This window comes from Streptomyces sp. NPDC004561, assembly GCF_053602155.1.
Genome location: NZ_JBSGDB010000049.1, coordinates 1 through 23,800 on the forward strand (window position 1 = coordinate 1; position 23,800 = coordinate 23,800).

Annotated in this window: 31 protein-coding genes; 11 read left to right on the plus strand and 20 right to left on the minus strand. The window is 69.6% G+C overall.

Annotated features, from left to right (window positions below):
* Positions 1-574: 574 nt before the first annotated feature.
* The 4 genes from ACWEN3_RS09610 (at position 575) to ACWEN3_RS09625 (ending at position 3,273) form a co-directional block, all read left to right on the plus strand.
* A complete protein-coding gene (locus ACWEN3_RS09610) occupies positions 575-1,051 on the plus strand; it encodes a single-stranded DNA-binding protein (RefSeq protein ID WP_452967829.1) in 477 nt (158 codons plus the stop codon).
* A 280-nt stretch (positions 1,052-1,331) separates the two neighbouring features.
* Positions 1,332-2,762: a Cys-Gln thioester bond-forming surface protein gene (locus ACWEN3_RS09615; RefSeq protein WP_452967916.1), complete on the plus strand. Its 1,431-nt coding sequence runs from the start codon at positions 1,332-1,334 to the stop codon at positions 2,760-2,762.
* Positions 2,759-2,932, plus strand: a complete 174-nt coding sequence (locus ACWEN3_RS09620; RefSeq protein WP_452967832.1) for a hypothetical protein — start codon at positions 2,759-2,761, stop codon at positions 2,930-2,932. Before ACWEN3_RS09615 ends, ACWEN3_RS09620 begins: the two co-directional genes overlap by 4 nt.
* A complete protein-coding gene (locus ACWEN3_RS09625) occupies positions 2,884-3,273 on the plus strand; it encodes a hypothetical protein (RefSeq protein WP_452967835.1) in 390 nt (129 codons plus the stop codon). The genes ACWEN3_RS09620 and ACWEN3_RS09625 overlap by 49 nt, the downstream gene beginning before the upstream one ends.
* Positions 3,274-3,303: 30 nt before the next feature.
* Here ACWEN3_RS09625 and ACWEN3_RS09630 read toward each other — a convergent pair whose 3' ends face one another.
* From ACWEN3_RS09630 to ACWEN3_RS09645, 4 genes are all read right to left on the minus strand, one after another.
* Positions 3,304-3,720: a hypothetical protein gene (locus ACWEN3_RS09630; RefSeq protein ID WP_452967838.1), complete on the minus strand. Its 417-nt coding sequence runs from the start codon at positions 3,718-3,720 to the stop codon at positions 3,304-3,306.
* 74 nt (positions 3,721-3,794) lie between these two features.
* Positions 3,795-4,502 (minus strand): B3/B4 domain-containing protein, encoded by a 708-nt coding sequence (locus tag ACWEN3_RS09635; protein ID WP_452967840.1) that lies wholly within the window; start codon positions 4,500-4,502, stop codon positions 3,795-3,797.
* A gap of 50 nt (positions 4,503-4,552) precedes the next feature.
* A complete protein-coding gene (locus ACWEN3_RS09640) occupies positions 4,553-5,200 on the minus strand; it encodes an FMN-binding negative transcriptional regulator (protein WP_452967843.1) in 648 nt (215 codons plus the stop codon).
* A gap of 44 nt (positions 5,201-5,244) precedes the next feature.
* Positions 5,245-6,081: an EamA family transporter gene (locus ACWEN3_RS09645; protein WP_452967846.1), complete on the minus strand. Its 837-nt coding sequence runs from the start codon at positions 6,079-6,081 to the stop codon at positions 5,245-5,247.
* A 120-nt stretch (positions 6,082-6,201) separates the two neighbouring features.
* On the opposite strand from ACWEN3_RS09645, the gene ACWEN3_RS09650 reads away from it, so the two are divergent.
* Entirely contained in the window at positions 6,202-6,786 is a 585-nt protein-coding gene (locus ACWEN3_RS09650) for a helix-turn-helix domain-containing protein (protein ID WP_452967848.1), read from the plus strand.
* A gap of 98 nt (positions 6,787-6,884) precedes the next feature.
* On the opposite strand, the gene ACWEN3_RS09655 is transcribed toward ACWEN3_RS09650, so the two are convergent.
* A complete protein-coding gene (locus tag ACWEN3_RS09655; protein WP_452967850.1) occupies positions 6,885-8,129 on the minus strand; it encodes a serine hydrolase domain-containing protein in 1,245 nt (414 codons plus the stop codon).
* Between the two features lie 216 nt (positions 8,130-8,345).
* On the opposite strand from ACWEN3_RS09655, the gene ACWEN3_RS09660 reads away from it, so the two are divergent.
* Positions 8,346-8,756: a VOC family protein gene (locus tag ACWEN3_RS09660; protein WP_452967852.1), complete on the plus strand. Its 411-nt coding sequence runs from the start codon at positions 8,346-8,348 to the stop codon at positions 8,754-8,756.
* Positions 8,757-9,161: 405 nt separating this feature from the next.
* Here the strand turns inward: ACWEN3_RS09660 and ACWEN3_RS09665 are convergent, their stop codons facing one another.
* The 13 genes from ACWEN3_RS09665 to ACWEN3_RS09725 form a co-directional block, all read right to left on the minus strand.
* Entirely contained in the window at positions 9,162-10,151 is a 990-nt protein-coding gene (locus ACWEN3_RS09665) for a hypothetical protein (protein WP_452967855.1), read from the minus strand.
* A 286-nt stretch (positions 10,152-10,437) separates the two neighbouring features.
* Positions 10,438-11,718, minus strand: a complete 1,281-nt coding sequence (locus ACWEN3_RS09670; protein WP_452967857.1) for a tyrosine-type recombinase/integrase — start codon at positions 11,716-11,718, stop codon at positions 10,438-10,440.
* The gene (locus tag ACWEN3_RS09675) at positions 11,718-11,915 is read right to left on the minus strand and encodes a helix-turn-helix transcriptional regulator (RefSeq protein WP_067314647.1); all 198 of its coding nucleotides are present in this window, start codon (positions 11,913-11,915) and stop codon (positions 11,718-11,720) included. The genes ACWEN3_RS09670 and ACWEN3_RS09675 overlap by 1 nt, the downstream gene beginning before the upstream one ends.
* Positions 11,916-11,917: 2 nt before the next feature.
* The gene (repSA, locus tag ACWEN3_RS09680) at positions 11,918-13,294 is read right to left on the minus strand and encodes a replication initiator protein RepSA (RefSeq protein ID WP_452967859.1); all 1,377 of its coding nucleotides are present in this window, start codon (positions 13,292-13,294) and stop codon (positions 11,918-11,920) included.
* 127 nt (positions 13,295-13,421) lie between these two features.
* Positions 13,422-13,739, minus strand: coding sequence for a SpdD-like protein (locus tag ACWEN3_RS09685; RefSeq protein WP_452967861.1), 318 nt, complete (start codon positions 13,737-13,739; stop codon positions 13,422-13,424).
* Between the two features lie 24 nt (positions 13,740-13,763).
* A complete protein-coding gene (locus ACWEN3_RS09690; protein WP_452967863.1) occupies positions 13,764-13,919 on the minus strand; it encodes a hypothetical protein in 156 nt (51 codons plus the stop codon).
* Between the two features lie 13 nt (positions 13,920-13,932).
* Positions 13,933-14,124 (minus strand): mobile element transfer protein, encoded by a 192-nt coding sequence (locus ACWEN3_RS09695; RefSeq protein WP_255931581.1) that lies wholly within the window; start codon positions 14,122-14,124, stop codon positions 13,933-13,935.
* Between the two features lies 1 nt (position 14,125).
* A complete protein-coding gene (locus ACWEN3_RS09700) occupies positions 14,126-14,320 on the minus strand; it encodes a hypothetical protein (protein ID WP_452967866.1) in 195 nt (64 codons plus the stop codon).
* A 20-nt stretch (positions 14,321-14,340) separates the two neighbouring features.
* The gene (locus ACWEN3_RS09705) at positions 14,341-15,027 is read right to left on the minus strand and encodes a DUF2637 domain-containing protein (protein WP_452967869.1); all 687 of its coding nucleotides are present in this window, start codon (positions 15,025-15,027) and stop codon (positions 14,341-14,343) included.
* Positions 15,027-15,230 (minus strand): hypothetical protein, encoded by a 204-nt coding sequence (locus ACWEN3_RS09710; protein WP_452967871.1) that lies wholly within the window; start codon positions 15,228-15,230, stop codon positions 15,027-15,029. Before ACWEN3_RS09710 ends, ACWEN3_RS09705 begins: the two co-directional genes overlap by 1 nt.
* Positions 15,231-15,315: 85 nt before the next feature.
* Complete coding sequence (locus tag ACWEN3_RS09715; RefSeq protein WP_452967873.1) at positions 15,316-16,671, minus strand: FtsK/SpoIIIE domain-containing protein; 1,356 nt, start codon at positions 16,669-16,671, stop codon at positions 15,316-15,318.
* Between the two features lie 2 nt (positions 16,672-16,673).
* Positions 16,674-17,030 carry an SCO3933 family regulatory protein gene (locus tag ACWEN3_RS09720; protein WP_171156182.1) on the minus strand — a complete coding sequence of 119 codons (357 nt, stop codon included), beginning with the start codon at positions 17,028-17,030 and terminating at the stop codon, positions 16,674-16,676.
* A gap of 138 nt (positions 17,031-17,168) precedes the next feature.
* The gene (locus ACWEN3_RS09725) at positions 17,169-17,948 is read right to left on the minus strand and encodes a GntR family transcriptional regulator (protein WP_452967875.1); all 780 of its coding nucleotides are present in this window, start codon (positions 17,946-17,948) and stop codon (positions 17,169-17,171) included.
* Positions 17,949-17,966: 18 nt separating this feature from the next.
* Between ACWEN3_RS09725 and ACWEN3_RS09730 the strand changes: the two genes are divergently transcribed.
* Together ACWEN3_RS09730 and ACWEN3_RS09735 are read left to right on the plus strand one after the other, a co-directional pair.
* Entirely contained in the window at positions 17,967-18,431 is a 465-nt protein-coding gene (locus tag ACWEN3_RS09730; RefSeq protein ID WP_452967878.1) for an NUDIX hydrolase, read from the plus strand.
* A 962-nt stretch (positions 18,432-19,393) separates the two neighbouring features.
* Positions 19,394-19,693 (plus strand): hypothetical protein, encoded by a 300-nt coding sequence (locus ACWEN3_RS09735; protein ID WP_452967880.1) that lies wholly within the window; start codon positions 19,394-19,396, stop codon positions 19,691-19,693.
* 779 nt (positions 19,694-20,472) lie between these two features.
* Here ACWEN3_RS09735 and ACWEN3_RS09740 read toward each other — a convergent pair.
* Positions 20,473-20,742 (minus strand): hypothetical protein, encoded by a 270-nt coding sequence (locus ACWEN3_RS09740; RefSeq protein ID WP_452967883.1) that lies wholly within the window; start codon positions 20,740-20,742, stop codon positions 20,473-20,475.
* 211 nt (positions 20,743-20,953) lie between these two features.
* Between ACWEN3_RS09740 and ACWEN3_RS09745 the strand changes: the two genes are divergently transcribed.
* The gene (locus tag ACWEN3_RS09745; protein ID WP_452967886.1) at positions 20,954-21,154 is read left to right on the plus strand and encodes a dehydrogenase; all 201 of its coding nucleotides are present in this window, start codon (positions 20,954-20,956) and stop codon (positions 21,152-21,154) included.
* 140 nt (positions 21,155-21,294) lie between these two features.
* Here the strand turns inward: ACWEN3_RS09745 and ACWEN3_RS09750 are convergent, their stop codons facing one another.
* On the minus strand, positions 21,295-21,798 hold the full coding sequence (locus ACWEN3_RS09750) for a DUF4236 domain-containing protein (protein WP_452967888.1): 504 nt from the start codon (positions 21,796-21,798) through the stop codon (positions 21,295-21,297).
* Positions 21,799-22,053: 255 nt separating this feature from the next.
* Here ACWEN3_RS09750 and ACWEN3_RS09755 point away from each other — a divergent pair, with 255 nt between their 5' ends.
* Positions 22,054-22,617, plus strand: a complete 564-nt coding sequence (locus ACWEN3_RS09755) for a hypothetical protein (RefSeq protein ID WP_452967889.1) — start codon at positions 22,054-22,056, stop codon at positions 22,615-22,617.
* A gap of 639 nt (positions 22,618-23,256) precedes the next feature.
* Entirely contained in the window at positions 23,257-23,709 is a 453-nt protein-coding gene (locus ACWEN3_RS09760; protein WP_452967892.1) for a hypothetical protein, read from the plus strand.
* The last annotated feature ends 91 nt before the right edge of the window (positions 23,710-23,800 follow it).

Sequence of the window (23,800 nt, forward strand, 5' to 3'; positions counted from 1 at the left end):
GTACGGGCGGGTCGTGTCGCACGATGCTGGGGCTGGGGCTGGGGCTGGGGCTGGGGCTGGGGCTGGGGCTGGGGCCGGGGCCGGCGCCGGGGTGGGGTGAGGGCGGGAGCTCCTGGAGTGCGGGCCCGGCTCGGTGACGGGTCGGGCCGGGTGACGGGGGAGGGACGGGTCCAGGACGGAGTTGGGGCTGCGACCGGGGCCGGGTTGAGGGGGCCGGCCCGCGTGACGGGGGTGGCTGAGGGCGACGACGGCGGCGCCGCGTGACGGGAGGTGCGGGGGACGCGGACCGGGGTCCGGAGGCGTCGGTCACTCGTGCGGGTGGCGGGGTTTTCCACAGGTGAAGGGGTCGTCCACAGCGCTCAGCGGGCCCGGCCCGACGGAGGCAGTCTGAGGTCACGGCGATCGCACGGCGGGTCCGGTCCGGAGGGACGGCGGACGGCGCACGCGGTCGGCGGGGCGTGCGGGCACGTACGGCAGTCGTACGCGCCGGCACGGCAGACACCGCCGTACGGGACGGGCCCGTACGTGTGTCCGCCCGGCCGCAGGGCGCCGGGCGGGGGAGGGGAGCGAGGACATGAACGAGACCGTCGTCTGTGTGGTGGGCAATGTGGCGACCCCGCCGGTGTACCGGGAGTCGGCGGCGGGCCCGTCGGCCCGGTTCCGGCTGGCGGTGACCGCGCGCTACTGGGACCGGGAGAGGAACACCTGGACGGACGGGCACACCAACTTCTTCACGGTGTGGGCCAACCGCCAGCTCGCCGTCAACGTGGCCGCGTCCGTGGAGGTGGGCCAGCCGGTCGTCGTCCAGGGCCGGCTGAAGGTGCGCACGGAGGCGCGCGACGGGCAGCAGCAGTGGGCGTCCGCCGACATCGACGCCGTGGCGATCGGCCACGACCTGTCCCGGGGCACCGCGGTCTTCCGCCGCGCGGCGAAACCGGACACACCTCCGGCGGCCACGCGGCCGGAACCCGGCTGGGAGACACCGGGACCGGCGGACGCCCCGGACGCGGTGCCGGAGCAACGGAACGCGGAGCCGGTCGCGGTGACATGACGTCAGTGCTGAGGCGACGTCATCGGAGTCCGCCCGGCTTCGGTCCGCTCGGCTTCCGCCACCCCGCACCGAAGCGCGGCTTGGCGGCGAGTCTGCCGCGAACACCCCTACGAACCGGGGGATTTGTCGGTAACCGCTGCTCAAGGACGGTCCCGGCGATAACGATTGCGGATCGGATCGGCCATCGGATCATCGGACCGGCGGGTGAGGTCCCGCGTGGTCCATAGGATGCCGGGCGTGCCCCATGGGGCTGCTGATTCTGCTGGTGGGACCGTCTCCCATGGTCAACGGGTCCTGCTCGAAGGGGAGATCTGTGCTTGTAGCGCTCTCTGGGTTCTGTCGGTCCACCGCTGTGGCCCGCCTTGCCGCCGTCACCACGGTGTCCGGGCTCGTGGCGGCCGGTGTGCTGTCCGGCGCGGGCACGGCCATGGCCGACGGCACACCGCAGACCCAGGGCGGGGCGACGGCCACGATCGACGGCCTGAAGACCTACGGCGAGGCCGTCATACACGGGGACGGCGGCGACCAGCGGGTGGCCGCCGGACTCTTCGAGATGTCCGTGGACGGCGGCGGCACCCTGCAGACGTACTGCATCGACCTGCACAACCCCACCCAGCGCGACGCCCTCTACCAGGAGACGTCCTGGAGCGGCACGTCGCTGGGCGCCAACAAGGACGCCGGCAGGATCCGCTGGATCCTGGAGAACTCCTACCCCCAGGTCAACGACCTCGCCGCGCTCGCCCGGCAGGCCGGCGTGAGCACCCTCACCGAGCAGGACGCGGCGGCCGGCACCCAGGTGGCCATATGGCGTTACTCGGACCACGCCAAGGTCGACGCCGTGGACCCGCAGGCCGAGAAGCTCGCCGCCTATCTGCAGAAGAGCGCCCGGAACAGCACCGAGCCCGAGGCCTCCCTGACCCTGGACCCGCCTGCGGTCTCCGGTCACCCCGGGGACCTGCTCGGCCCGGTGACCGTGCACACCAACGCCGGCTCCGTCACGGTGATCCCGCCGGCGGACGCGGCCACCAGCGGAGTGCGGATCATCGACAAGACCGGCAAGGTGCTCACCTCTGCGAAGAACGGCAGCCGGCTCTACTTCGACATACCGGAGGACGCGGCGGACGGCTCCGCCGAGCTGACCCTGCAGGCCTCGACGACCGTCCCGGTGGGCCGGGCGTTCGCCTCCGACAGCCGCAGCCAGACCCAGATCCTCGCCGGCTCCAGCGAGTCCACGGTCTCGGCGACCGCGACGGCCAACTGGGCGGCCAAGGGCGCCATACCCGCGGTCTCGGCCCGCAAGAACTGCGCCAAGGGCGCGGTGGACATCACGGCCGACAACAAGGGCGACCAGCCCTTCACCTTGGACCTGATGGGCGCCGAGCACACCATCCCCGCGGGCGCCACCCGCACGGTGAGCGTCCCGCTCCAGGAAGACCAGGCATACGACTTCACGATCACCGGCCCCAACGGCTTCAGCCAGCACTTCGCCGGCGTCCTCGACTGCCGCACCCAGGGCACGATCACCACGAAGACGACCCAGACCGTGGGCGAGCCCACCCCCCTCGCCTCGGCCACCCAGGACGGCACCGACCTCGCCGCCACGGGCGGCTCCGCGCTCACCCCGCTGATCGCCGGCGTGGCCATCGGGTTCGTGGTGATCGGCGGCGCGGTCCTGGTCCTGCTGCGCAAGCGGGAGCAGCCGGGCGAGTGACCGAGCGGTCCAGCGCCCAGGTGACGCCTGGCGGCGGCACGCCACGCAGGCCACCGAGCCCGGTCCACGAGCTGAGCGACGTGCACCAGCTCCTCGAGGAGATCCGGCTGCGCCCCGGCATGTGGCTGCCCGGCGGTTCCACCTCCCGGCCTCCCGCGGCCAGGCGCTGACCACGTACTACGCGGAATCGGGCCGGCTCTTCTGCGTCGCGATCGACGCGCGGCACCGGCCCCGGGCCACCTGGCACGGTCTGCGGCTGGTGGGCGAGGTGCCCTCCCGGCTGAACGACCGCTTCGTGGCCGCTATGCGGGAGCGGGGGCTGGGCGAACGGGTCCGCTGCTACCAGTGCGGCGACCTCGGGGCGGGCGAACTCGGCCTCGTCCTGCGGGCGCAGCGCAGCGGCGACGCCCTTCTCACCCGATCGGTCTTCGTGGCCCGCGACTGGGCCGAGCGCGTGTGCGACGCCTGGGAGGGACCGATTCCGCGGGAGGAGTGGGGCGTCAGCTGCTGATCCGGGAGCGATGGGCAGCACAGAGTGCCGTCACGCTCCGGTGCGGTGCCCGTCGGAGGCCCCATGGGCGATCACGGCGGAGACCACTGCGGCGACGACGGCGGTGACGGCGAGGCTGCCCATCATGACGCCGCCCACACCGACCATGTAGAGGCCGCTGGAGTCGTCCGACCAGTCGTAACAGGCGGCGGCGGTCAGGCCCAGCGAGGTGCCCACCACGGCGCCCGCGACATAGCGCCGGGACGCCGCCCAGCACACCGCTGCCAGCAGGGTCAGCACCAGCCCGATCACCTGCCATGCCTCGTACGGCCCGGTCGTCGTGCCGTCAGGCCGCACATCGCGGTGCTGATCCCAGCCCAGCCACGCGGCCCACATCACCGGCGCGGCCGCGGCCATCCCCAGGATCGACAGCAGTTGGGAAACGGGTTTGCGCGTTCCTCGGCTCATGCTCCAAGCGTTCCGGCCCCGCCCGGCGCGGGCCTGAGCACGAGTACTCAACTCGCCCCGAGTACCTCGGCGTCTCAGACGACGGCGTGGGGCTGTGCCGGGGTGAGGTGGTGCACGGCGGTGTGTTCGGCGTGCGGTGCGAGCAGGTCCCGCAGTTCCTCCGCCGCGGTCTTGAGGAGGTGGCCGTCCTGGCCGGCGCGGAGGGTTTCGAGGACGACTGCGACGTGTGTGGAGTCCTCGGTGACGCGGGTGCGGTGGGCGTCGCGGTGGTTCCAGTGGCGGGTCAGGACGCCGGTGGTGTCGGCGTAGATGATCTCGCCGGGTTTGGGGTTCTCGACGGTGTCGGGTTCGCCGAGCGGGGTGAAGGTCTCGGTGCCGTCCGCGTGGCGGATGTCGATGTCGCCGGTGACGTGGTCGAGGTCGAAGGCGCCGGCGGGCAGGCCGTGGTGGACGGAGACCGAGTTGTAGGAGTCGACGCCGGGGTTGATGCGGGGCAGGGTGCCCTTCTTGGCGAGGCGGCGGCCGAGGGCGTCGACGCTGGGGCGGATGCGGCGGGGGTTGGTGCCGAACGAGCGGTAGGCGGTGTGCCAGGCCTCGATGCGGGGGTCGTTCTCGTCGGCGGGCTGCCAGGTGCCGTCGGCGAGCCGCTGCTCCAGCTCCTCAAGGGCGGCGGAGGTGTGGGGCCAGGGTTCGCGGCCGCGCAGGCCGGTCGCGGTGACCAGGGCGATGAGGGTGTCGGGGAAGGCGTCTGCGACGGCTGGGGCGAGGCGGAAGGCGGTCATAGGGGTGTTGGTTCCGTTTCCTGCGTCCGGGCGGGTGGAAGAGGTGGGAGTCAGGGCTTCCAGGGACCGATGCGGTCCAGGCGGCGGCGCTGCTGACGTGCGGTGGGCAGGTCGAGGCCCTGGCCGCGTGCGGTGAGGTGGTCGGCGACGGCGGTGCGGTGCTCGACGGGTTTGTGGTCGTCGTACTTGAACTTGGCCCGCACTTCGGTGACTTCCAGGCGCAGGCCACGTATGCCGGCCAGCATCCGCCCGTACGGCGGCCGGTCGACGGCGACGGGGGCGTGGTCGCCCTCGGGCTGGAAGTGGGCGAGCTGGCGGCGCAGCAGCTCGGCCTTGGCCTCGGGGTCGTCGACGATGCGGGCGCGACAGGTGAACTGGACAGCCGAGTAGTAGCTGGTGGGGACGCCGTCGTGGGGCGGTGTGCCGGCCGGGGCGCGCCAGGGGCCGGGGACGAAGGCGTAGTCGCCGATGACGGTGAGGACGACGTTCGGGTCGTGCTCGATCGCCTGCCAGACCGGGTTGGGTCGCGCGAGGTGGATCAGGAGATCGCCGCCGTCGCAGATGAAGTGGGTGGGTACGACGACGGGCGGGTGGCCGGGCGGGCCGTTGACGCCGAGCTGCCCGAAGTCATGCCCATCGGCGATCCAGGTCTGCCATTCGGCTTCGTCCAGACCGGCGTCCCAGGGGTGAATCAGCATGGCGCTTTCCTCGCTTCGGTGGTGCGGGTGGGGCGTGCAGGTGCTCAGGTCAGGGCCAGCAGGCTGACGGCGACGGCGGCCGTGCCCAGGCCGACGAGCTGTCCGCGGTGGATGCGTTCGGCGAGCACACCTCGGGCGAGCAGGACGGTGCCGGCCGGGTAGAGGGCGGTGATCACGGCGACGACGGTGAGGTCCCCGCTGCGGGCGGCGAGCAGGAACAGCAGGTTCGCCAGCGAGTCCAGTACCCCCGCTGCCGCCGACATCGCGTAGGCGGGCCGTTCGGAACCGAGTCTGCGGTGCAGCACTCCGGCGGCGGCCAGGGTGACGACCGAGGAGACGGCCCGGCCCACGATCAGCGGAGCCACCCCGCTGTCGGACGGCGCCTGGTGCAGGAAGATCAGCTGGAGGGCGATGGCGGCGCCCGCGCCGAGGGCCAGCAGCAGCGCCGTGCGCGAGGGGCGCGCCGAGCCCGCGCCGTGCCCGGCGCTGACCAGCACCACCGCCAGCAGCGCGAGCGGCAGACCCACCAGCCCGGCGGTGGTCAGACGTTCACCCTGCAACAGGCCGACACCCACGGGCAGCGCGGCGGACACCAGCGCGGTGACGGGCGACAGCACGTTCATCGGGCCGATCGCCAGGGTGCGGTAGAGCAGGGCGAACGCGGCGGCCGAGGCGACCCCGGAGGCCGCGCCCCAGCCGAGGGCCGCGGTGCCGAACGAGGCGCCGAGCACCGGCCACAGCAGCAGCTCCACGGCGAGGCTGGCCGGCGCCGCGACCATCACGGTCCGCAGCACATGGGCCTTACGGGCGCCGAGACCGCCGAGGAAGTCGGCGCATCCGTAGGCGAGTGAGCTGCCCAGGGCCAGCAGCAGAGCGATCACGGTTCAGAGCATCCCTTACTATCATTGGAACGACCAAACCGTACAACGGAACGACCGGTCGATGTCAACCAAACGACCGTGCGGTGCATTGAAGTGTTCAGCGCTGAGGACGGAGACCCCATGGCCGAGACGGCCGCAGCCCTGCGGACGGTCGCGAACAACGTCCGGGCGGCCCGCGTGCGCGCGGGTCTGTCCCTGGAGGAGCTCAGCCGCCGCGCCCAGGTCAGCAAGGGTGCCCTGGTGGGACTGGAGAAGGCCCAGGGCAACCCCAACCTGGCGACCCTGGTCCGGCTGGCCGACACCCTCGGCATCTCGGTGTCCGCTCTGATGCAGGGCTCTTCCGAGGGCCAGGTCCGCGTCGTGTCCGTGGAGGCCGTCGCCCCGCTGTGGACCGGGGAACGGGGCAGCCAGGCGCGCCTCATGCTGACGACCTCGGGACCGACCCCCGTCGAGGTCTGGCGCTGGCGACTGGAACCGGGCGAGGAGTACCCCAGTCACCCCCACCAGGCCGGAGTGGTCGAGACCGTCAGCGTCACGTCCGGTCGTATGACCCTGGTCGTCGACGGCGCCGAGCACGGCATCGAAGCCGGCCAGACCGCCACGTTCGACGCCGACACCCCGCACACCTACCGCGGCGCGGGCACCGGGACCTGCCACCTGATCATGACGGTCCACCTGCCACCCGGCCCCACGACCCAGCACTGATCGGCCCCACGACCCAGCACTGATCGGGGCCAGGACCCAGCAGCACTGACCGGGACCGCGAAGCGGCCGCCCCGGCGACGGACGAGACCCCGGTCGGGTCAGTTCTTGGCCGGGACCACGGCGCCGAAGGAGGCGGCGGCCATCTGCTGGATGTAGCGCATCTCGGTGCCGTTGAGGTTGGTGGGATTGACGGAGTAGACGATCTTGCGGGAGAGGTCGCGGGTGGAGAACACGCCGCTGGTGTAGCCCGGCCGGGATCCCGTCTTGCCCCAGACCACGACACCGTTGGAGGCCTTGACCCGCATCAGGCCCATGGTCATGCAGGCCCGCCCGGCGTCGGCCTCGGTACGGCACTGGCTGCTGTGGAAGTTGGGAACGTCGGGAACCGCGAAGAGCTCGGCCTGCTGGGCGGCCGGAAGGAAGCGGCCGCGGAAGAGCGCGGTGATGAACCGGTCCAGGTCGGCGGGGGTGGAGATCATGCCGCCCTCGGCCCAGGGCCAGGGACTCTGCTCGGTGACGTCCACCGGATGCGTGGTGCCGTCCGCGGACGTGACGGTCAGATAGCCGTCGGAGTGCGGGCTCGGCAGCCGCGGGTCGCCGGCGTCGGGAACGTAGGTGTCGTGCAGGGCGAGGGGCCGGGTGATCCGGGACCGCACCTCGTCCGCGAAGGTGTGCCCGGTGATCTTCTCGATCAGCATGCCGGCGACGTAGTAGTTCATGCCGTTGTACTGCTGCGCGGTGCCCGGCGCGAACTGCATCGGCTGGCCCGCCATCAGGTCGATCACCTGCTGCGGGGTGAAGCTCTTCAGACGGTTGGCGGCGAACCACTCGGGGCTGCCGTCGCCGAAGTCCGGGCTGTCGGCGCCCCGCGGCAGACCGCTGGTGTGGTTGAGCAACTGGCCGACCGTGACGGGCGGCAGGTCGGCGGGCAGGACGCCCGGCAGGTACCGCTGGACGGGCTCGTCCAGGCTGATCCGGTGCTCGGCCGCGAGCTGGAGGACGATCGTGGCGGTGAAGACCTTGGAGATGCTGCCGATCCGGATGTGCGCGTTGGACGGCACGCCCTGTCCGGTCCCCAGGTTGCCCACGCCCGACGTGCCCCGCCAGTGACCCGCACTGCCGGTGATCCGCAGCAGCGCGCCGGTGACGTCCGCGTTCGGCAGACCGGCGATGGACGCCTTCAGCGCGGCCGGGTCCAGCGCGGGCAACGGCGCGGCAGCGGCGGTGCGTGCCGGGCCCTCGGCGGCGGAGGCGGGAGCGGCCACCCCCGTGGCCAGGGTCAGCAGCAGGCCGCTGCCGACGGCCAGGGTGGTCCAACGGGTGCGACGGGCAGAGCTGTTCACGGTGTTCCCCCAAGATCGTGGTCGTCGGTCCGGTGATCGTCCGGCCCGGTCACGAGTCTCCTCCGCACCGGCGGCCCCGCTCATCAGGGAACGGCCCTGAGTCAACCCTGATCGGACCCCGATCACGGCAGCAGCCCGCGTCGCACCGCCGGCGCGCGGCGCCCCCGCTACCGTTGCCAGGCGTCGACTGCCCGACAGCGCGGAGGAGAGAGCGGCATGGAGATCGTGACCTCGCAGAAGATCAGCACGTTCCTGATGTTCGAGGGCAACGCCGAAGAGGCGATGACCTTCTACACCTCGCTCTTCGACGACGCCGAGGTCGTCAGCATCACCCGCTACGGCGCCGACGGCGCCGGCAAGCAGGGGAGCGTGCAGCACGCGACGTTCTCTCTCGTCGGCCAGCAGTTCATGTGCATCGACAGCCCCGCGAGCCACGACTTCACCTTCACCCCCGCGATCTCGCTCTTCGTGCAGTGCGAGAACGAGGCCGAGATCGACCGCCTCTACGCGGCCCTCGCCGAGCAGGGCACCGCGCTCATGCCCCTGGGCAGCTACGGCTTCAGCCCCAAGTTCGGCTGGCTCAACGACCGGTTCGGCGTCTCCTGGCAACTGAACCTGCCCGCGTGACCACGAAGTTCCGTCTGCCGAGCGTCTGGGGCCTTCTTGTGAGCTCTCGGCCGCCTTCGGTGCTTCCCGGCCGCCGTCTGCCGGGGCCGTGGGCCCGTCACGATCGAAAAGTTCCGTTTCCGGCACCAGCCGAGAACTGAAGATCGTCGCGGAGGGGACCGGCACGGTGATCATCTTCCGCGCCCATGAACCCGCGCTCCATGAGCCTGTCGGAAGACGACTTGCCGGGCCCGCATCCGGGGCGGGTGGCCTTATACGCGAGTCGGGACGGTGGCCGTACAGGGATTTGGGAGGCACCCAGATCCGCGGTCGAGTCATGTTCACGAGTGTTGAAGTCACTCCAGGTGACCTTGCCGCGGGTGCATCGAGGTGCTCCCGGTCAAACGCCTTTCTGAACAGCCAGGTTCACGGATGACGGCCCGCCCGCTCGGCGGGCTGCTGGGTGCTGTCGGGCGCGCTGACCCGTCTGCGGTCGCCGCGCGCCAGGGTCCGTATGATTCCTGCCCCGGTCAGCACGGCCATGGCGTGCAGGGTCACGGCGGCCGCGACGTTCTCCGGGTAGCCGACGTCGCTCGGGTGTGCCAGCGCCACGTACAGCGTGGCCGGCAGCCTCCAGCCGCTCCACGCGAACATCGAGCCCGAGCCCAGCCACGCCAGCGCGAGCAGGAGCGGATACGGCAGCCGGGTCGACCGGCTCCGGACGAGAGCCGGTACGGCTGCGGACGCGGCGAGAGCCCAGCACGCGCTGACCCCGACCAGTACGTGCCATGCGGCCGGCCGCTCATCGCGGTGCGCGATGCCCAGGGGGCCACCGGCCGCCCAGTAGAGCCAGGCCAGGCCGGTCACGGTGCCGGTCACCGCGGGCCACGGCGGGCCTGAGGAGGTGCGGGTGGGAGGCCGCTCCGGCCGGCGCAGCGCGTGGGGCCAGCGCCGCCACAGATAGGCGGGAAGCGCGACGGCCAGCGCGATCCCGGTTCCCACGAAGCTGCACTCGAGCAGCACCGCCTCCCAGCCCGGCATCGCCGCGTCGCCCCCCGAATTCCCTGAGCCTCCCGGACTCCCCGTCCCGGAGTCCACCAGCGCGCTGACGACCACGAACGGCAGGATCGACACCAGGAACCCCGACCCGACCCAGGCGAGGAATCCCACCAGCCGGCCGGGAATCCGCATCCCCCACGGCCGCACCAGCGCCAGCCCCAGCGTGACCCCGGCCGCGGCCATGCCGATCGTGACGGTGTTGAGCACCAGCCACCCGCCCAGGCTGAACCCCCGTCCGACCGGCAGCAGCCCCAGCAACGAACCGACCACCCACGACACCTTGATCATCAGGTACGGCACGAGGGCCGCCGCCGCTCCGTACGCCGCCGTACGCCCGATCCGGTCCCAACGCTCCACCACGTCTCCCTCCGCCGGGTCCTCATCGTCCGACGGCAGCACTCCCCTCCGCGTCAGCCCCGAGGCACAACCCGCTCCCCCATTGGTCTGACCCGCCCCTCCACCCCGCGGAGCACTCCAGAACACGCACGAGCCGCGGCCGTAGCAGCGAAACCCCAGGTCACAGCGCCCGGAGCATACGGGTTTCCGCCTAGGGGTGGCGGTACGGCAAGATGGGGTGTTACTTACCGCGAGCGGGCATGAAAAGGCCCCTCACCAGCAGGTTTTCCGCCGATGAGGGGCCGTGTCAGGCGGCTTGGGCCGTCTCTGGGCCGTCGTCCGTCTTCGGGCCGTCGTGAGCGTGACCGGCCGCCCGGTACATCGCGGAGATGGCCTTCCGGGTCCGGGTCTCGCTGGACGGCATGAGGTGCGTGTAGACGCGGAGGGTGAACCCCGGATCGCTGTGGCCGAGGTAGAGACTCAGGGCCTTGATGCTCTCTCCGGCGTCCAGGAGGACCGAGGCGTAGAAGTGGCGGAGGGCGTGCATGCCGTGCTCGCGGGCGGCAGCGTAACGCTCGCCCTTCTCCGGGGTCGGGATGATGCCGGCGGAGGCCAACGCAGGCTTCCACGCCTGGTCGTTGAATCCCTGGCTCCAGATGGCGGCGCCGATGCCGCTCGTGAAGACGAGGCGGTGTGTGACCTTGGGGCCGGTCGGTGTCAGCCAAGGTAAGGCCACCTCGACAGGCGGGAAGCGCTCCATATGCTCGCGGAGCGCGGCCGACACCTCGGGGTCGAGGGGGACGTCACGGAGCTTGCCACGCTTGGGCGGGGCGAAGACGAGCGTGCCGCGAACCTTCTTCACCTGCTGACGGACGTACAACCAGCCGAGGTCCCCGATGTTGTCGACGGCCAGGCCAAAGATCTCACCCTGTCGAAGACCGCATCCGGCGCCGAGGTCGACCATGGCCATGTAGCGCTCGGGGAGGCCAGCTCGTACGCCGAAGACCTGTTCAGCGGACCACGGGTGCACGCGTGTCGGTGTCGGCCGGGGCGCCTTGACGGAACGAGCCCGGCAGGGGTTCGAGGCCAGCAGGCGGTCATCTACGGCCGCGTTCAGTACGGAGGAGACGGCGTCGAAGATGAGGCGCCGATATTGGGCTGATGCCACGGCATCTTCTAGCTGACGATTCCAGTCGCGGATGTGCTCGGGCTGGAACGAGCCGATCGGACGGGTGCCGAGGTAGGGCAGAGCGTGCAAACGCAGTCGACCCTCGACGGCAGCCCGGCTCGTCAGGTCGGTCGTGAGCGAGGCGAGCCAGCGATCCGTGTACTCCCGGAACGTTGTCCGGGCCGCTTGCGGGTCGATGTACTGCCCGCGCGCCATGTCGGCTTCGATGTTGGTCAGCCACTTCTCGGCCAACCTCTTCTGCTTGTCAGGGAAGCTCTTGGACTTCTCTGTGCCGTCCGGGCCGATGTAGCGGGCCCGGTAGCGCATGCCGGTGCCGTAGCGCTCGGTCTTGACCCTGTGAGGCTTGCCGTTCGGGCTGACCTCGGTCCTGTACCAGCGGTCTTGGATGTGTCCGGCCATCAGGCGGCCTCCCCGAGCTGGGTGTCTACCCAGGCCCGCACGTCGGTCGGATCGAAGCGGAGATGCCGACCTACACGGAAGCCGCGCGGACCAGTGTGCTTGCGGCGCCACTGGTAGACCGTCTCGACGCTGGGGAGTTCGAACATCTCGACCAGGTCCTCAGGGGTCAGGAACCGGTTCGGAAGCTCTGCGGCCATGGTCAGCACTCCCTTTCGGCGTTCAACTGGTCGGCAAGGGCGTCGCGGGCGGTCTCGCGGTTGAGCTGGAGATCGCGGGCGATGGTTGTAGCGAGGGCGGCTTCACCCGGCGTGTGGCCGTGGCCGGCGTACTGCCAGTCCGCCAGGACGAGGACGGTGTCCGGCTCGCGCTCGTCGAGGCCGAGGACGGATGCCTCTTGGGCGGCGCGGTAGTCGGCGCGTTCCTGGCGGAGGGCGCCGAGCGTGGTGGAGTAGGTGCGCGACTTGGACGAGAAGTGCCCGCGGAAGCCGAGCATGTGGGCCCAAGCCCAGAGGCGCCGGTCCGGGTAGAGGCTGTCCAGGTCGCGGCACGCGGTGATGAGCCGCCGGGTGTGGTCCGGGACCTGGTGGCGGTCGAGTTCGGCGAGTTCGCCGATGCGGCGGTCCAGGGTGCCGGTGTTCTCGGCGGCCTTGGTCGCGTACTTGGCCACGTACGAGGCGACGGCCTGTTCGGTGATGTCGGAGCCGTCGCCGAAGGCCTTGACCGGGCGGACGTCGAGCTGTCGGCCCCAACGGAAGGTACGGGCGGGCTCGTCACCGGCAGCCGGGAGCGACACGGACGTGTACGAGTGCGCTGCGGCGGCACGTACGGCGTCGGTGAGGAGGTCGACCGTGGCCCAGGTGGGCGGTGGCGTTCCGGGCCCCTCCGGGCCGTCGAGGCGTACGACGGCGTGGAAGTGCAGGGCGCCGCGCTTCTGGAACTCGGCGACCTTGCCGTACGAGACGCGAAGGTGTTCGGCGAGTTCACGGCGAGGCATGCCGGCGCGGGCGGCGAGTTCACGGCGGAGTCGCGTGGTGAAGCGCTGCCAGAGCTGACCGGCATGGTTGTTGAACAGCACGGCGCCCGCGTAGTCGTAGCTGTCCGGGTCGAGGGCGGTGCCCAGCTCCGGAGCGTCGGGCGCGTGCGGGGTGCCGCAGCGGCAGGCGCCGCGATTGGGACGGTTGTGGACCGGGCCGAACGAGGGCGCCGTGAGAGTGGCGAAGACGCGCGGGTGATCGCGGACAGTGGCGGGGACGTCGCGGCGGCCGTCCCCGGCCAGTCCAGCGCGGATCAGGTGGTAGGTGTCGCCCGCGTAGGTCCAGGCGCAGGACGGGCAGCGGGAGGCGCGGCGGTTGCCGCAGGCGAGGCGGAGGCGGCCGCCCGGCTCCTTCTCGGTGGAGTAGTGGTGCAGGATCTCGCCGCTGGTCTTGTCCTTGTGGAGGACCCAGCCGGTGAGGTGGATCGGGTCGGAGCAGCCGCCGGTGCGGCGAATCTGGTCTTCCCAACGGGCGTAGTCGGAGGCTGAGGCCACCCGGAGCACGTCCCCGAGGGTGATCGGGTCAAGCAATGTGTCGGGCATGGGCGCACTCGGTGTCGCGGGTGAGGCGCGGTGGGCCATGCTTGGGCTTCCTTCCGGTTGCGAGATCGGACAGGGACGGCGCCCGGGCGGCGGATGCTTGGCGGTATCGAGGCCGCCTGGGTGCCGGTCAGCGACGCTTGGCGTCGGAGGCGAGCAGGGAGCGCAGGACGACGGCGCAGATGGCGACCGAGGCGCCGGTGATGGCGACCGCCAGGAGCAGGGAGACGAGGACGGCGCCCACGACCAGGACGACGGCCGTGCCGCCGCCGACTAGTGCGAGCGCGGTGCCCGGGGTGAGCTGGACCGTGGGCCGGGACGGTGCCGGAGTCGGCGTGGTGGCCGGCGGGGTCTCTGCGTTCCGGGTGACGGTGGTCGGCTCGATGACGGCGGGCGGGGTGGCGAGGCCCGTCGGCATGGGCATGGTGGGGATCTTCGGGCGGAACATGGGTGATCTCCTCTCGCGGGCGGGCTACTTGACGAGGGCTTTGATGGCCGGGGCGAGGACGCTGTCGGTAAGGAGGAAGCCGCCGAGCAGGAGTACGGCGATGAGCCAGGCGGGCGGGCGGACGAGTTTGACGCCGAGGTAGCCGACGACGAGCAGCGCGAACCAGAGGGGGACCTGCATGGCGGTGGGTCTCCTAGCGGACGCGGCAGCGGTGGGTGCGGGCGGCGAGCTGCGCCGCGGACTGGCTGGAGTAGTCGGCGGACCAGCCGCAGTCGTCGGAGGTGCACACGGCGGCGTGCTTGGTCTGGCCGTTGCGGTCGCGGTGCGTGCCGATCTGCACCGGGCCGATACGCATCACGGAGTGGAAGTGGTCGCGGGCGGGCATGTCAGTCGTTCTCCTCTCGGGCCGTGGTCGGGGCAGGGAAGCTGGCGCGGATACCGGCGGCCGTGGCCGGGTCGGCAGTGAGGCGGGCGGCTTCCTCAGCGAGCAGGTGAGCGAGGAAGGGCCGGTTGGCGGCAGCCATCTCGCGGGCGCCGTCGAGGTAGTCGGAGGCGGTCGGGTCGGCCGGGTCACGGGTCATCGGTCTTCCTCTGTTGCTGGTCAGGTGAGGTGGGCGGCGATGGCGTCCGCGAGGTGGGGCGGGACGCCGAGGCGAGAGCGCAGGGTGTCCGTGTCAATCGGGGATCCGGTGCGGGTGCGGTACTCGTCGGCGACCTTGCGGGCGTGGTCGAGCAGGACGGCGGGGACCGGAGGAGCAGGGGCCGGGGCGGGAACCGAGGCCGGAGAGGCGGGGGCCGCGCCAGGCTCGGGCACTGGCTCCGTGGCAGGTGCGTGTTCGGCGGCCGGGACCGGCTGCTCGGCCGGAGACACGACCTCCTCCGCGTCCGCGACAGATGCCGGCGGCACCGGCCCTGGCTCCGCAGCCGACGAGTGCGCGAGGAGCGTTCCGCCGAGGAAGGCGAGCGCGGGCCATCCGGCGATGCCGAGGCGGAGCAGGGCGGGTGGGTCGGCCAGGTCGAGGAACCCGGCGGTGGCGACGTTGGCGCCGAGCGAGGCGAACAGCGCGACGACGAACCAGCACCAGGCCAGCCGGGACGGCCCCTCACTGCGCAGCCGCCGCCAGGCGGCGACCAGGAGCAGATCAACACTGACCGGGTAGGCCCATGCCTTCCACCCGTTCTGCCCCGCGGCGGAGGCCAGATCGTGCAGGTGGGCGAAGGACAGGGCACCGGCGATTACGGCCTGAACCAGGACCGCATCGACCCGGAGGCCATGACGGGCAGCCATCAGGAGTCACCGGGGTAGGCGGGGCCGCCGTCGGGATCGTAGCCGGGCGGGAACGTGCCGGGCGGGGGCTCGGGCAGCGAGATGGCGAGGGACGCGCTGACGGCTTCCACGAAGTCGAGGTCGGCGCCAACCATGTCGGCGTACAAGGCGAGTTGGCCGAGCAGGAGCACGGTCCGGGCGAAGTCCTCGCAGTTCGGGCACACGGCGGGGTCTCCCTTCTTTGGGCATGGCGGGGGTAGGGACCTGGCGCGAAGGCGGTCGCGCCGACCGGTGGGGATCCGAGAGAGATCAGACGGCGGCTGAGGAAGCCTTGGCCAGCGACACGGGAGCGGCGGCGGAGGCGGAGATGACCGGCCGGAACGGGGCCAGTTCGGGCAGGTCCGGCGTCCGGTCGGCGTGCCGGTTGCAGACGTTGACGGCCTGACGGAGCGAGGTGTGCGGGGCACGGATGCGGTGCCAACCGCCGGTCGAGTCACCGGCGATGGCGACTCCGCGCATCTCGGCCGGGATCTGGATGGCGGCCAGGACGGCGTCCGGGGAGATGTCGCCGAAGGCCATGTTGGCAGAGGTCTCGTCGTTGACGCGGTGGGCGGTACGGCCGGTGAGCTGGGCGCGGAGCATGGTGATGCCCTTGCCGAGTTCGGAGCCGAAGCGCTGTCCGCAGATTTCGAGGTAGATGCCGGCGGCGCGGCCGAGCTGGGCCAGGCGGACCAGGGCGGTGATGATGCGGTCCCGGCGCTTCTCCTCCTCCTTGTTGGCGTACAGGGCGAGTTCGGCAACTTCGTCGACCAGGACCACGACCGGGGTCGGACGCAGATCGGTCGGCAGGTCCCAGATGTCGGCGGCGATCTCCGCGTCCGGCACGTCGGCGGCGATGCGCTGCTGAGCCCGGATGACCTGATAGATGCGCCCCATCCGGACCACGAGCGCATCAAGCACTTCGGCGGCGGTGTCGGGATCATCGGCCAGCGCGGAAAACCGGCGGGCCAGTGGGAACAGTTCAACCCCCTGCTTGCAGTCGATGCCGACGAGGGCGACGTCCATCGGGGCGAGCCCGGCGACCAGGTTGCGTTGATAGACAGACTTGCCGGACTCCGTAGCCCCGAGGGTGAGGGCGTGGGGTATAGCCCGGTAGTCGCGGTAGTGCACCGAGCCGTCCTGCCGCAGGGCGACCGGCACCCGCATCGGCCGGGTGTCGGTCTCGGCCGGCATCTGCACCCGCTTGAGCACGTCGTAGCCGGTCATCCGCACCTCTACGACGCCGGAGCGCAGCTCCCGCGAGGTCACCCCGTACATCGAGAACGAGTGCCGGAGCCGGTCCGAAGCTGCGGCGATGTCAAAGGCGTCCTGCCCCGGCCGGAGCTTGAGCCGCAGGATCAGCCCGGTACGAGTCGGACGCAGCCACAGGATGCGCGGGGCGCGGGGCCCCGGAATCGGCCGGTTGGTGGCACGGGCGAGGGCGAGCCGCCAACGTGCGGGCGGAACGGTCAGCCCGCACGCGTCCATGACGGAGCCGTACCGGACCAGGACCCGCACCACGGCCAGCGTGACCCCGAAGGTCAACCAGTACCAGGCGGGGCGCCGCCACCGCAGAACACCTACGGCGGCGGCGACCAGCACCAGGGCGACCGTGAAGCCGGTCATGATCAGGCTGCCTTGGGCCTTGCGGCGGCATCGGCGAGCGAGGTGACCGCGACCGCGCGGAACGCGATGCCGTGCCGCTTCTGGCCGTTGAAGTCGTTCTCCCAGGGGCGGGCGATCAGGCCGGTCAGCGCGACCGGCGTGCCCATGGCCAACTCGCCGGTGATGCCGGGCTCCGGGACGGTGATGGAGAGGATCTCCACCTCCTCGTTCGCTGCGAACATCACGTCGACCGTCATCAGCTTGGCACCGGTCTCGGCGTCGGTGGCGATCTCGCCGGTACGGCGGTCACGGACCTTGACCTGCGGGGACTTGGCGACCATCACGACGGCGCCGGAGGTGTCGACTGGAATCTGACGCACAGAGATCACTCCTCTATAGATGCTGAACTCCATCACTCATGTACATGAGTGATGTAAAGGAGAGTGCCTGACTCCTGTACATGAGTCAACCCGCCACGAAGAAGAACTCGTGACGGGTTGCGAAGAGTTGAGTGTGCGTCAGTCGGCGGCAGGGATCCGGTACTCGAAAACGAACTGGTCAGCGGCCATGAGGGTGTCGCACACCTCGACTACGAGACCCCCGGTCGTACGGGCCTCTCGGATCAGATGAACCACGGGCGCACCCGGACTCAGTGCCAGCTCCGAGGCTTCCGCCTTGGAGGCCGGCCGCGCTTGCAGCGTCTCGACGAACTCCGCGAACTCATGCCCGTGGTCTTCGAGTCGGGCGTAGATGCCACCGCCGCCGGGGTTCTCGGCGAACAGCTCCGGGATGTCCTTCACGACGTCCCAGGGCAGGTACGACGTCGCGGTCTCGACCGGGGTGCCGTTACGGAAGTAGAGACGCCGGCGAGCCAGCACCTGCGTACCGGCCGGGACGCCCAGTCGCTGGGCGGCATCCTCGGGCGCCTCCGTCGGCCCGATGTAGAGAACGCTGACTTTGGCAGTCGCGCCGGACTGGGCGGACTCCGCGAGGTAGGCCGCCTGTCCGCCCTGCCGGAGCGAGCGCCGGAAGCGATCGGAGGAGCGGTGCCGCACCGGAGGCCGGTTCTTCACGATCGAGCCCTTGCCATGCCGGGTCTCGACCAGCCCACTCGCCCGCACCTCGACCATGGCCTTACGGATCGTCCCGCCGGACACGCCATAGCGCTCCACCAGCTCAGACTCACTCGGCACCATGTCGCCAGGCTTGAGAACTCCCGCCCGGATCTGTTGCACGATCTCGTCCGCGATCTGCACGTACCGAGGTCCGGACCCGACCCCTCCAGCAGCAGTTCCCATAGTCCTTCTCTGCCTCCTATGCTCCTCTACATGAGTCAAGCACAGGAAGCGACGCCGTCTCCCCTGCACTCCGTATCCGTGGCCGGAGTGGTGGTGCGCGAGGACGGCCGCCTCCTGGCGATCCGCCGAGCCGACAACGGCACCTGGGAGCTCCCCGGCGGCATCCTCGAACTCAACGAGACCCCCGAGGCCGGCGTCGCCCGCGAGGTCCTGGAGGAGACAGGCATCCACGTCGAGGTGGACGAACTGACCGGCGTCTACAAGAACCTCACCCGCGGCATCGTGGCCCTGGTCTTCCGCTGCAAGCCCTCGGGCGGCACCGAGCGCACGTCGAGCGAGTCCACGGCTGTTTCCTGGCTCACACCGGAGGAAGTCAGCGAGCGCATGGCCGAGGTCTTCGCAGTCAGGCTCCTGGACGCCTTGGACGGCAACGGTCCTCACGTACGCAGCCATGACGGGAAGCGCCTCATCCCAGCGGGATAAAACCTTCTCTCCTTCATCAAGCACCCGGCTGCGCTCCGCTCCGCCGGGCGGCCTTCCCGGCTCCGCTCGGGGCGCCGCTCCTGCCTCCGGCCCGCTCCGCCCCGGCTGCGCCGACGCCCGCCCACATGTGGATGGGGCCGGAGACCATGAGTCGAGCACCCGACGAGCACGGCCACCGGTCACAGACGATGCCTCCGGCGGGGGGATCGGCCGGCACCGGGATGGAGGGGGCGCCGTTCCCGGCCGCGGGCACATCGTGGCGTGAGCGGGGAGCTCCCGTCCCGTCCCCCGTCGACCCAGGCAGAGCCGAGCAGACGCGGCCCAGGGCGTCAAGGTCGTTCGTACAGTGGCGCGCTCCACCTTGACGCCCTGAACCACGCCCGCTCCACGGTGTGTGGGTCGACGGCGTACGGGACGGGAGCGGTGGGTTGAGGTGGCGGAGGGAGGAGACCATGCGCCGGAGGAAATCCGGAACGCATATCACTAGAAGCTCGACCAGTTGGCCTGGTAGGCATGACAAAGGGCAGACACCAGAACGAGCCCCCGGGTAAGAATCCTGGCTGCACGTCTGCCCGGCCGGACTACGCTCCTAGGCCGTTCGGCCCTTGTGGGATTGAGTGCGTAGGCATACAAGGGAAGAGGAGAGGATCAGAAAATCGATTGAGGCGGAAACTTAAATGTCCAGCAATAGAATTCGCTGCCGAGAGGCGAAGCGGGCGGCCGGACTTACTGCGACTGCCGTGATAGCAATTAGTACGCTCGCGGGTGGCACCGTCACAGTTCTGGCGATAGCTGGCCCTGCCTTGGCGCAACCAATAGCAGTGGCCCCGTCGCAAGGGCCGGAGCCGCCAGGGCCTTTTGGGTCATCGCTGAATGAACAACTGGGTGACCAGGCTGGTCGTTCCGACGGTCAGGATTGCAACCAAGGCCCGCGTATTCCTCAGAAGGCGATTGACGAGGCCGTGAAGTTGGCGAAGATGAAGGGGGAGGCAGAGGCGGCCAGGGCTAAGGAGGAAATAATAGACAGCTACCTGAAGGGGTTCCAGGACGAAAGGGCCAAGAAGCTCTGTCCAGTGAATCCTGGAGTTATATCCAAGCCCGGCGCCAACAGCATCACGGGCACTAACCCCGGGGGCTCGCTGGAGCACTACTTCAACAACCTTCCCGCCACAAAGCATGGCCTGAGGCCGGGGCATGGGCCGTTGTCCCCGCCGTCGACAAACGGCAGCACCAACGTCAACCCCACCGAAGGCCAAAAATAGCTTCTCACAACAACGACCGATTCTTGGTCCCCCTGCCTGCCGCCCCGTTCCCGGAGCGTGCCCGCAGGTGCAGTCAGAGACGGGGAGTTACAGGGAGATCTCCGTGAAACCGCCTGCCAGAGACGGTTCGTGGTGTCGTCGACGTAGATTCCCAGGCTTAGGGTTCGGACGCGGGCATTGATCACCCAGGTGCGGTCCTGTGCAACCAGCGTGTGAGCAACTCTCGCGAATTCTGACTGACAGCTTCGGGCGCCTTTGTCGCGTTTCTATCTATTGCCGCCTTGCGTCACTTCTCCGACGCTTGGCCGTGGTTGGTGCCCGAGTGCGTCGCGAGTGTCGGAGCGGGTCTGCTTGCTCGGGCGCTCTTGGGGGTGGTCCTGCGACTTTGGGGTTACCCGCGCCAGCGCTCAGCGGGATCGGCTGTACAGCACGGAAGTACAGCAACCGTGTCGACCTCAGCCGACCGGATCCAACCCGAGAGGCGCGGTTGACCTCGGGGAGAGACCTCAACGACCGAACTGCCCGTAGTTCGCATCGAGGGGCGGTGGCACGGTCCCCGGGCCGTGCCACTCTCGTGCCAGAACAGGCGGGGACTCACGGGGAACCGCAGTACGGCTCGGCAATCAGCACCAGACACGCCCAAGACGGCAAAGCCGCTGGTCACCCGAACATCTGCCCAACCTCGCTCCTAAAGCGGTGCTCGCGCACAAGCGCCCTCCCGGGCAGTCCAGGGGCCGCGGAATGGCGCTCGGACCTGCGCCTACCGGCCAGCCTCGCGCTCAGCTCTCTTGCTCCTCGACCATGCCGATGGCGAAGGGGAATGACTCCAAGAACTCGCGCCGTGCAGGATCTTGCTCTGCTTGGGCCAAGTCCGCGAACACCTGAAACAGTCGTTCGCGTCGGTCCAAGGGCTGTTGCAGTAGCACCCAGCCGACGCTCTCCATCATCTTCACCGCTGAGTCGGGGTCTACTTCCTCATCCCCGCAACTGTCCAGCCACCACACGACGTCGACGAGCAGACCGGTAAGTGCCGGTACGAGCGGATCCATGGCAGTCATCCGTGCAACCTAGTCGACTCCTACGACACTGTTTCCTGGGTGGGTGAGTGTCTAACTACTGCGTGACAACGCCCACGAACAGCGGAGGACAACCGCGCACGCCTGTGGACTACCGTCACAGGTGAGAGGTCCCCAGGCCCAAGGTAGAGCGCCCACCTCAGTTACTTCGGGACGAAGCAGTCACTCCGTTAAGGTGCGCGGCATGACCGACGATGCCCCAGCCTGTCCCGAGTGCAGCCAGCCCATGAAGTTCGGCGGCTACGTCCTGGTCGGGCGGGAGGACGATGGCCGGCGGACCTGCCGGAAACTCTGGAGGTGTACCGGTCGGCATGTCTGGTGGCGCTGGGCCGACCGGCCCGAGGAGCCGTTGGAGGCCTGCCCGATGCCCGACCTGTTCCGCTGACATCCAACGTTGACATCAACGACCCCGGACGGCGGCAGCACACAGCAGCCGCGTATGGCACCGGTTCACGAGGCGAGCCCCGGCCAGCCCGGGGGTAGATCGAACTTCTAAAGCGGGTGTCACAAACCTGCTGAGGGGGCTTAGCTCGGGCCCAGTCCAGCTGCCTTGGCCACCGCCTCAACGAAGCGCATGTCCCAAGAGGTGAGAAGTGTCGTCAATCGCAAGTACAGCGGGTCGTAGCCCTGTGCCATGAGAGCCAGGTTCTTACCCTCTAGCCACGCTTGCGTGATCTGAGCGACGGGGATGCGAACGTCGTCCCGGCCCGCTCGGTGCACCACAACAGCTCTCGCATCGCAGGCCACCCAGCCGTTCGCGATGGACCGCCGCGGCGCCACCAGGGTGCCGAGTCGCGCTCCTGTGGCCGTCGTGGATTGACGCGATACTGCAGCCTGCTTCTTACCTGGCTTCCGCTTGGCAGGACTGCTCGATGACGTTACGGACACCCCGCCGGCCCGAAGCGTCGTCGTTCTCCGGCCCTTGCTGTTCAAGGTCACTCGGCCGTTCTTGCCGCCCATGCTGATGTTCGACGACTTGGTGCCGAGTCGGACCCGCACGCCACCGCCCAGGTTGATCGACGTGCTCACGCCTTTCCGCCTAGCCATGCTGCCCCCCAACTCGTAGACGAGTGAACAAAGCATGGCAGTCATGTGATGGATCCGTGGAAGCATTGCCGAGCCGTTACCTGGTCAAGCCCAACGACTGCGTGCCACGGCGAGCCCACGACATCGACCGACAGTGGCTGAGCGAGGGCAACGGGCCCTCTGCCTCCCGGCGCGACACCGATTGATCGTAAGCTCTGCTCGCGCTCGTGATGGCACGGCGCGAGGAGGAGGGGATTCATGAGACTCTTCAAGTGGGGAGTCGCGGCCGTTGCGACGGGCATGAGCGTTCTGGCCATGCTGCCTGGCACAGCTCAAGCCGCGCCCACAACGTCCGCCAGCGCCAAGCCGACCTGTTCCTTCGGCGAGATCACCGGTTCGGGCAACGGGTCCGGTGAACCGATCTCCACGAAGGCCGGGCAGAACCTGGTCACCTACACCACCGTGCGTAACGCCAAGTCGGCACCGCTGTCGGGAGTGTTCTTCGACTACGAGATGGCGGCGCCCAGCAACCGCAAGGGCGCGGCGCCAACCGTCTGGTGGAAGTTCAACGGCGGGTCATGGCATCACTTGATCATGATCTGGTACCCCGCGACCAAGGCGTCTACCGCGCAATGGGTTGGCGGTGATGCTGTCCTCGGCAACCTTCCCGGCAACACCACCCGCAAGATGGAGATCACCGTCGACTACCCGTCCGGCGCCACGCGGGGCTTCTACCCCGGGACTCTCATGGCCGGAGCGAAGACGTGTGGCTCTCAGTTGCTGGGAGCGATCCAGGTAACAACCGCGTACGAACCACGGTAGCCACCGTCACGAGTATGTCGGCGGGCACGGCAGCCCTGAGTGTCTAACTGCGTGACAACGCCGACGTACAACGGCGGACGCGTGCGGACGCCTGCGGACCATCCGCGCAGGTGAAGGGTGCAACAATCCGAGGCACAGCCCCAAACCAAGTTGCTTCGGGACGAAGCGGTCATCACCCAAGGTCTCACAACCACGCTTCCGCCGGCGCGGCTCACTCTGGTCGAGGCATGGCAGCGTCGCTGAGGCCGGTGGGGGTGCGGCGAGGCATACGCGTGCGTGGTCGGTCGGCGCACCCGCCGTCGTGGCTGACTGTCGTCGGCTGAGACTCAGACACTCCCAGGCCCAGTTCCGCCAAGGGACGTTCGAGGCAAAGGGACCGTGCCATTCGCGTGCCAGATTCTGCGGGGAACCACGGGGAACAGCGGGGACTTACCCCGAGTGCGACCAGGACTCCACCACTACTCCGCCGCAGGTCAGATCAGGAACCATCGCCAAGGAACCCGAGCTTCCCCAAGCTGAGGGCTCCGGGGTGGCAGCGGGATCAGCGTGGTTCCTGACGGAAGCCGACTCACGAGCCCATGAGACCTCAGACGCTCGAGTCGGGTCCCTTGATCAGCGTGAGTGGTTACGGTCAACCTCATGATCAGTCAGATATTGACGGTTCTCGGCGTACTCATCGGTGCCCTCACGTCGTACCTGTCGACAGCAGCAGCGGAACGGGTCCGCCACCGTCGCGCGCTGGCCACCCGCTGGGACGAGCGCAAGCTTGATACCTACATCGAGTACGCCACGTGCGTCAAAGAGATAGCCGACCTGGCGAAGCGTGCCTACCAAGCACCGGATAGCTCCGACGACCGAGAGCAGTTCCTCTCCGCGATGAACAAGGCCGAGCAGAAGCGTTCTGCTCTCTTCGAGGCGCTGATCCTGCTCGCGTCGCCAGCCACAACTGACGCGGCTACGGCGGTGAACCCCGTCGTGTGGAGGATGCTGGATGCGGCGCGCCGCAGGGAGTCGGACCCACGCGAGATCAGACTGGTGGAGGAGCTGAACAACTATCACAGCCAAGACGGTTGGACCTGGGCATCTCCATAGACCGTCAAGCGCCATGATGGGCCACCGTGGGAGCCTCACACAGGGCCGGTTACATCCAGCGCTGACATCAACGACCGCAGACAGCGGGCCC

Bases quoted from the DNA above. Each gene is read 5' to 3' on its own strand.
- ACWEN3_RS09610 (WP_452967829.1), top strand. From the start codon at position 575: ATGAACGAGACCGTCGTCTGTGTGGTGGGCAATGTGGCGACCCCGCCG.
- ACWEN3_RS09615 (WP_452967916.1), top strand. From the start codon at position 1,332: ATGGTCAACGGGTCCTGCTCGAAGGGGAGATCTGTGCTTGTAGCGCTC.
- ACWEN3_RS09630 (WP_452967838.1), bottom strand. From the start codon at position 3,720: ATGAGCCGAGGAACGCGCAAACCCGTTTCCCAACTGCTGTCGATCCTG.
- ACWEN3_RS09635 (WP_452967840.1), bottom strand. From the start codon at position 4,502: ATGACCGCCTTCCGCCTCGCCCCAGCCGTCGCAGACGCCTTCCCCGAC.
- ACWEN3_RS09640 (WP_452967843.1), bottom strand. From the start codon at position 5,200: ATGCTGATTCACCCCTGGGACGCCGGTCTGGACGAAGCCGAATGGCAG.
- ACWEN3_RS09650 (WP_452967848.1), top strand. From the start codon at position 6,202: ATGGCCGAGACGGCCGCAGCCCTGCGGACGGTCGCGAACAACGTCCGG.
- ACWEN3_RS09660 (WP_452967852.1), top strand. From the start codon at position 8,346: ATGGAGATCGTGACCTCGCAGAAGATCAGCACGTTCCTGATGTTCGAG.
- ACWEN3_RS09670 (WP_452967857.1), bottom strand. From the start codon at position 11,718: ATGGCCGGACACATCCAAGACCGCTGGTACAGGACCGAGGTCAGCCCG.
- ACWEN3_RS09675 (WP_067314647.1), bottom strand. From the start codon at position 11,915: ATGGCCGCAGAGCTTCCGAACCGGTTCCTGACCCCTGAGGACCTGGTC.
- repSA (WP_452967859.1), bottom strand. From the start codon at position 13,294: ATGCCCGACACATTGCTTGACCCGATCACCCTCGGGGACGTGCTCCGG.
- ACWEN3_RS09685 (WP_452967861.1), bottom strand. From the start codon at position 13,739: ATGTTCCGCCCGAAGATCCCCACCATGCCCATGCCGACGGGCCTCGCC.
- ACWEN3_RS09690 (WP_452967863.1), bottom strand. From the start codon at position 13,919: ATGCAGGTCCCCCTCTGGTTCGCGCTGCTCGTCGTCGGCTACCTCGGC.
- ACWEN3_RS09695 (WP_255931581.1), bottom strand. From the start codon at position 14,124: ATGCCCGCCCGCGACCACTTCCACTCCGTGATGCGTATCGGCCCGGTG.
- ACWEN3_RS09700 (WP_452967866.1), bottom strand. From the start codon at position 14,320: ATGACCCGTGACCCGGCCGACCCGACCGCCTCCGACTACCTCGACGGC.
- ACWEN3_RS09705 (WP_452967869.1), bottom strand. From the start codon at position 15,027: ATGGCTGCCCGTCATGGCCTCCGGGTCGATGCGGTCCTGGTTCAGGCC.
- ACWEN3_RS09715 (WP_452967873.1), bottom strand. From the start codon at position 16,671: ATGACCGGCTTCACGGTCGCCCTGGTGCTGGTCGCCGCCGCCGTAGGT.
- ACWEN3_RS09725 (WP_452967875.1), bottom strand. From the start codon at position 17,948: ATGGGAACTGCTGCTGGAGGGGTCGGGTCCGGACCTCGGTACGTGCAG.
- ACWEN3_RS09730 (WP_452967878.1), top strand. From the start codon at position 17,967: ATGCTCCTCTACATGAGTCAAGCACAGGAAGCGACGCCGTCTCCCCTG.
- ACWEN3_RS09740 (WP_452967883.1), bottom strand. From the start codon at position 20,742: ATGGATCCGCTCGTACCGGCACTTACCGGTCTGCTCGTCGACGTCGTG.
- ACWEN3_RS09745 (WP_452967886.1), top strand. From the start codon at position 20,954: ATGACCGACGATGCCCCAGCCTGTCCCGAGTGCAGCCAGCCCATGAAG.
- ACWEN3_RS09755 (WP_452967889.1), top strand. From the start codon at position 22,054: ATGAGACTCTTCAAGTGGGGAGTCGCGGCCGTTGCGACGGGCATGAGC.
- ACWEN3_RS09760 (WP_452967892.1), top strand. From the start codon at position 23,257: ATGATCAGTCAGATATTGACGGTTCTCGGCGTACTCATCGGTGCCCTC.